The 6286-nt window shown below is 71.1% G+C and carries 4 protein-coding genes; 1 reads left to right on the plus strand and 3 read right to left on the minus strand.

Annotation, left to right across the window (positions count from 1 at the left end; all coding sequences use genetic code 11):
• Positions 1 to 19: 19 nt before the first annotated feature.
• The 3 genes from VLI41_RS11400 to ileS all read right to left on the minus strand — a co-directional run bounded on the left by VLI41_RS11400 (position 20) and on the right by ileS (position 4054).
• Positions 20 to 571: a DUF3035 domain-containing protein gene (locus tag VLI41_RS11400; RefSeq protein ID WP_325268196.1), complete on the minus strand. Its 552-nt coding sequence runs from the start codon at positions 569 to 571 to the stop codon at positions 20 to 22.
• Positions 572 to 647: 76 nt separating this feature from the next.
• A complete protein-coding gene (gene lspA / locus VLI41_RS11405) occupies positions 648 to 1136 on the minus strand; it encodes a signal peptidase II (RefSeq protein ID WP_325268197.1) in 489 nt (162 codons plus the stop codon).
• Positions 1133 to 4054, minus strand: coding sequence for an isoleucine--tRNA ligase (gene ileS, locus VLI41_RS11410; RefSeq protein WP_325268198.1), 2922 nt, complete (start codon positions 4052 to 4054; stop codon positions 1133 to 1135). The genes lspA and ileS overlap by 4 nt, the downstream gene beginning before the upstream one ends.
• 270 nt (positions 4055 to 4324) lie before the next feature.
• Here ileS and VLI41_RS11415 point away from each other — a divergent pair.
• Positions 4325 to 6286 (plus strand): HAD family hydrolase (locus VLI41_RS11415; protein ID WP_325268199.1); only part of this gene is annotated, 1962 nt, incomplete at its 3' end.

Raw genomic sequence — 6286 nt, forward strand, 5'->3', positions numbered from 1 at the left:
GCGTCGACTCATCCCGCGATCAGAGCCCCGGGAGCTTGATCTTGCGCGGGCCCTCGCGGGCGATGACCACTTGCTTGCCGCCGGTGAGCTTGGCGATCCGCTCGGCCTCCTGGGCGGCGTCGACGGGGGCCGGCGTTTCGGCCGCCTTCTGCGCGGCCGTGGTCTTGTCGCCGCCGCGCCAGAACATGACCCGGTCGGCGAAGCTCTTCTCCTTGTGGGCGATATCGCCGAACTCGTCGTCGACGACGTAGCGGATCAGGGGATCGGCCTTGTCGGCGCCCGCCTTGGCGACGAGCAGCTTCTCGCCTTCCGAGCGCTGCTCGGCCTCCCGCTGGCCCAGGAGCGCGAGTCGGGCGGCGCTCTCCGGCTGCAGTTCCTGCGGCCGCGGCTTGCCGGGCGCCGGCGGTCGCAGCGAATAGTCCGGCGGCACCACCAGGGGCGCCTTGGTGACGACGCGAAACTCGTCGGGAGTCACCTTCGCCATGCCGAGCGCCTGGGCGGTGGACTGGCAGCCGGCCAACCCGAAGGCTGCGAACAGCGCCGAGGCGGCGATCACTTTGCTGACGCTCATGAACTTCCAACCATTCCTAGGCCGCCCCCGGCCGCCGGTTCGTGGATAAACCAAAGCGGCATCGACGCCAACGTCTTCAGGTGGCGTGTTCTCGCCGCAGGCTGTCGAGCAGCAGCGCGATCACGCCCACGGTGATGGCGCTGTCGGCCACATTGAACACCCACGGGAAGAAGCCGATGCGCTGCACGTCGATGAAGTCGACCACCGCCCCGAAGCGGGCGCGATCGATGGCGTTGCCGATCGCTCCTCCGGCGATCAGGCCATAGCCGATCGCCTGCGGCGCCCGGTGCGCGCGCCTCGCCCACCAGACGATCAGCGCCGCGACGATGACCGAGAAGGCCACCAGGCCCCAGCGCGCGAGATCCTGGTCGGCGCGCAGGAAGCCGAACGAGACGCCGGGATTGGCGACCAGGGTCAGGTGCAGGGGCCCGAGCACCGGCCGCGTCTCGCCCGGCTGCAGGGCGAGCCCGGTCAGGATCCAGTACTTCACGGCCTGGTCGACGACGATGACCGCGCAGGCCAGCGCGTAGGCGGCCCAGCCGGACCTTGTCACGCTGCGGCTCATGCGGTGACGCGGGCTTCTGGATTCGCCGCATCGAACGCGTCCACGGCGTCTTCGCAGCGGACGCAAAGGAACCTGGGCGCGGCCACCTCCGGCAGCACCCGCCAGCAGCGGGCGCACTTGCAGCCCGGCGCGAGCTGCGGCTCCACCGCGACGCCCGTCACCTCCGGCAGGCGGACGGCGCCGGCGGGGCCATCGCCCGCGGCCAGGCTGGCCCCGCTGGTGCGGAACACCTCCGCAGGATCCAGCCCGTCGAAGGCCGCCAGCAAGGCCGGCGCGGCGATGCTGACGCGCGGCGCGGCCTCCAGGGAGGCGCGGATGCGCTTCTCGCGCCGCTCGATCTCGAGTGCGCCGTTCACCACCGCGGTCACCTTCTGCACCTTGGCCCAGCGCTCGCCTTCCGCATCGTTGCGCCATCCGGCCGGGGTCTCGGGAAACACCCGCAGGCAGTTGGAGCCGGCGTCCGGGAAGCGCGTGGTCCAGGCCTCCTCCATGGTGAAGGGCAGCAAGGGGCTGAGCCAGACGGTCAGCCGCTCGAACACTGCGTCAATCACCGTGCGCACCGCGCGCCGGCGGAGGCTGTCGGGCCGGTCGCAGTAGAGCGCGTCGCGCCGGACGTCGAAGAACAGCGCCGAGAGCTCGTCCTGGCAGAAGGCCAGCAGCGCGTGGCTGACGTCCTGGAAGGCGTAGGTCTCGTAGGCCCGGCGCACCTGGCCGTCGAGCTCCCACAGGCGATGCAGGATGAACCGCTCCAAGGACGGCATGTGCTCGATCCCCAGCCGCTCGGCCTCGGCGAATCCGCCCAGCGCGCCCAGCAGATAGCGGATCGTGTTGCGCAGCTTGCGGTAGGCGTCGGCGGTGGTCTGCAGGATGGTCTTCCCGATCTTCTGGTCCTCGGTGTAGTCGACCAGCGCCGCCCAGAGCCTGAGGATTTCGGCGCCGCTCTGCTTGATCACCTCCATCGGCTCGACGGCGTTGCCGAGCGACTTCGACATCTTCTCGCCCGCCTCGGTGACGGTGAAGCCGTGGGTCAGGACCGCCTCGTAGGGCGCGCGGCCGCGCGTGCCGGAGCTTTCCAACAGCGAGGACTGGAACCAGCCGCGGTGCTGGTCGGAGCCTTCCAGGTAGAGGTCGGCCGGCCAGCGGGTGTTCGCCCGGCCTTCCAGCACAAAGGTGTGCGTGGCGCCGGAATCGAACCAGACGTCGAGGATGTCCTCGACCTTCTCGTATCGGGCGGGATCGCGATTTCCGAGGAACGCCGAGGGCGCGCGGGTGAACCAGGCGTCGGCGCCCTCCGTCTCGATCGCCTCGACGATCCGCCGGTTGACGTCGGGATCGTTGAGCGGCTGGCCCGTCTCCTTGTCGACGAACATGGCGAGCGGCGAGCCCCAGGCGCGCTGGCGGCTGACCAGCCAGTCGGGACGGCCTCCGACCATGGCGCGGATGCGGTTGCGGCCGGCTTCCGGGAAGAAGGCGGTGGCGTCGATGGATTCCAGCGCCGTCTCGCGCAGGGTGCGGCCCTTGTGGACCGCATCGTCCAGCGGCTCGTCGATGCGGATGAACCACTGCGGGGTGTTGCGGAAGATCACCGGCGCCTTGGAGCGCCAGGAGTGCGGATAGGTGTGCTCGATGCGGCCGCGGGCCAGGAGCTTGCCGGCCTCGACCAGCTTGCCGATCACCGCGTCGTTGGCGGCGCCGAACCGGCCCGCCTTCTTGCCCTCGGTCTCCAGCACCTTCAGGCCCGCGAACAGCGCCACGTGGGGATAATAGGCGCCGTCCGGATCGACCGTGTCGGGGATCTCGCGGTGGCCGTGCGCCAGCCAGACCGCGTAGTCGTCCGCACCGTGGCCGGGGGCGGTGTGGACGAAGCCGGTGCCGGCGTCCTCGGTCACGTGCTCGCCGGCGAGCAGCGGGACGGGGAAGCCGTAGTGGCGGTCGAGGCCGGCGAACGGATGGGCGCAGACCATGCCTTCGCAGTCGATCGCCTCGAGGCGGCGATACTGCGCGACCTTGGCCGCGGCCATGACGTCGGGCGCCAGCCGCTCGGCCAGGATCAGCCGGTCGCCGCGCCTGGCCCAGGGCTCGAAGGCGAGCCCGGCCTCCATCGCCTCGACTTCGTAGACCGCATAGGCGATGTCGGGATTATAGGAAATCGCCCGGTTGGCGGGGAGGGTCCAGGGCGTCGTGGTCCAGATCACCACCGAGGCGTTGCGCGCGGCGCTGGAGCCTTCCACCACCGGGAACTTGACCCAGATCGTCGGCGAGACGTGGTCGTGGTACTCGACCTCGGCGTCGGCCAGGGCCGTGCGCTCCACCGGGCTCCACATCACCGGCTTCGAGCCGCGGTAGAGCTGGCCGGAGGCCACGAACTTGTGGAACTCGGCGACGATCGCGGCCTCGCTCGCGTAGTCCATCGTCGAGTAGCGGTGCTCCCAGTCGCCGATCACGCCGAGCCGCTTGAAGCCTTCCATCTGCACGCCGATCCAGTGCTCGGCGTACGCGCGGCAGCGGGCGCGGAACTCGGCCTTGGAGACCTCGTCCTTGCGGCGGCCCTTGGCGCGCAGCTCCTCCTCGACCTTCCACTCGATCGGCAGCCCGTGGCAGTCCCAGCCGGGCAGGTAGTCGACATCGTAGCCGAGCGCGAAACGCGAGCGGACCACGAAATCCTTCAGCGTCTTCTGCAGCGAATGGCCGATGTGGATCGCGCCGTTGGCGTAGGGCGGTCCGTCGTGCAGCACGAACAGCGGGCGCCCGTCGGCCTGCCGCGCTCGGCGCATGGCGTGGTAGAGGTCCATCTCCGCCCAGCGCTGAAGGATCTGCGGCTCCTTCTGCGGCAGGCCCGCGCGCATCGGGAACGGCGTGTCTGGAAGGAAGATGGTGGCGCGGTAGTCGCGCGAGGGTTTTTCGGCGTCGTCGGCCATGGGTGGTTCCAGTTGGTCCGGAGCTGGGGGCGGGATGAACCCGGCGCGCGCTGGAACGGTCTCGTCCGGCGGCGTCACGCCGGGCGGATAATTCGCCTGCTCGTCCGAACCGAAGTCATGGGCGATGCCTCTAACAGAGCCCGCGGCCGAACCCAAGAGCCGCGCGTCGCCGCGGCCGCGCGCCGCCGCGCGCGCAACCTCCGATTAACCATGGGTTAGCCGTTCAAACCCACTCTCCGGTCGGAGACGTTTCTCGCGCGCGGAGGGGCCATGGACCTGTCGATCAAGCCCTCCGACCTGCCGCAGGCCCTGGTGCTCGCGCCGCAGGCCGAGGTCCTGTCGCTCGACTGCTTCGACACGCTGATCTGGCGCAACACCCACAAGCCCACTGACGTCTTCGCCGAGCTGGAGGCGCACGGCTGCAGCCCCATCCAGCGGATGATCGCCGAGGCGGCGGCGCGCCGCCGCGCCAAGCGCCAGGGCCGCGAGGAGGTGGGCATCGCCGAGATCTACGCCTGCGCCGCGCCGGGCGATGCGGCCACGCAGGCGCGGCTGATCCAGGCGGAGCTCGACGCCGAGGCGCGCCACGCCTTCGCCTTCCGGCCCACCGTCGAGCTGATGCGCCGCGCCAGGGCCGCGGGCCTCCAGGTGATGATCGTCAGCGACACCTACCTGGACGAGTCCATGCTGCGCGAGCTGATCGCGCGGGCCGCGGGCGAAGACGTCGCGGGCCTGATCGACCGCGTCTTCTGCTCGTCCCAGTACGGGCGTCCGAAGGCCGGGGGGCTGTTTGAGGACGTGTTGAAGGCGCTGGGCCTCGCGCCCGACCGCATCCTGCACATCGGCGACAACAAGGCCGCCGACCTCACCGCGCCGCAGGCGCTCGGGATCGCCGCGGCGCACCTGGAGCAGTTCGACCCCTCTGACGTCCAGCGGCTCCGGCTGGAGGCCGCCGCCGACCGGCTGATCGGCGGCGCGGCCGAGATCGGGCAACCGGTGCTGCAGCCGCATCGCGCGCAGCTCGCCGTGCACCGCGACCGCGGCGATCCGACCGAGGCGCTGGGTTATGCGGTGCTGGGCCCGATCCTCGCCGCCTTCGCCCGCTGGATCGAAGCCGAGGCGCGGCTCCTCGAGAAGCAGCGTGGCGGCCGCGTCCTGCCCCTGTTCCTGATGCGCGACGGCTACCTGCCGATGCGCGCCTACGAGGCCGCCGCGCCCGGCGCGCCGCGCCCGCTCGCCGCCGAGATCAGCCGCTTCACCTCCCAGGCGGCCGCCTTCGGCACGGGCGAGGCGGTGATCGCCTACATCGAGACGCACCTGGAGACCGACGCGCCGGAGTACATCGCCAAGCAGCTCCTGTTCACGCCGGAGGAAGCCGCCCAGGCGATCGGCCGCGGGCCGATCGAGGCCCGCCGGTCGCGCTTCCTGGCCGAGCTCCGCAAGCCGCGGCTCCTGGGCCGCATCAAGGCGCGCTCGCAGGCCTTCGCAGGACGGCTGGTCGACTATGTGCGCCGCGTGGCGGACCCGCAGCCCGGCGACACCCTGATGCTCGTCGACCTGGGCTACAACGGCACGGTCCAGAACAACATCGACGCCCTGCTGCGCCGCGAGCTCGGCGTGCACGTGGCCGGCCGTTACCTGCTGCTCTCCGAGAGCGAGGTCTCGAACCTCGACAAGCGCGGCTTCATCGACCGGCGAAACCACGACGCCTGGACGCTGCTGGCGCTCACCGCCTACGTCGCCGTGCTGGAACAGCTCTGCACCGCCTCGCAGGGCTCGGTGATCGACTACGATGCGAACGGCCCCGTCCGGCGGCGCAACGACATCAAGGCCGCCCAGAGCGCGGTGCGCGAGCGCGTGCAGGCGGCGGCCCTGCGGTTCGTGGCCGCCGGGCCTGAGGCGATGCACCGGCCGCCCGCCTCCGCTGACGAAGCCGCCCAGCGCCGGGCCGCCGTCGCCGCCCTGGCGCGGCTCTTGTTCCTGCCGCTGCCGGAGGAGCTCGCGGTGCTCCGCGAATTCCAGCACGACGTGAACCTCGGCAGCGACGAGACGCTGGAGCTGTTCGATCCCGCCCAGGCGGAGGCGGGACTTCGCCGGCTCGGCCTCTTCTACATGGGCAAGACGCGGCGGATGTACCTCTCGGCCGAGCTGCGCGGTCAGGGGCTGCCGCTCAGCCTGACGCTGCTCGCCCAGTCGCGGTTCGGCCTCGACCTGCGGCAGAAGGACTTCTCC

It is taken from the genome of Phenylobacterium sp., from assembly GCF_035475775.1.
Taxonomy (GTDB): domain Bacteria; phylum Pseudomonadota; class Alphaproteobacteria; order Caulobacterales; family Caulobacteraceae; genus Phenylobacterium.

Bases quoted from the DNA above. Each gene is read 5' to 3' on its own strand.
- lspA (WP_325268197.1), bottom strand. From the start codon at position 1,136: ATGAGCCGCAGCGTGACAAGGTCCGGCTGGGCCGCCTACGCGCTGGCC.
- VLI41_RS11400 (WP_325268196.1), bottom strand. From the start codon at position 571: ATGAGCGTCAGCAAAGTGATCGCCGCCTCGGCGCTGTTCGCAGCCTTC.
- ileS (WP_325268198.1), bottom strand. From the start codon at position 4,054: ATGGCCGACGACGCCGAAAAACCCTCGCGCGACTACCGCGCCACCATC.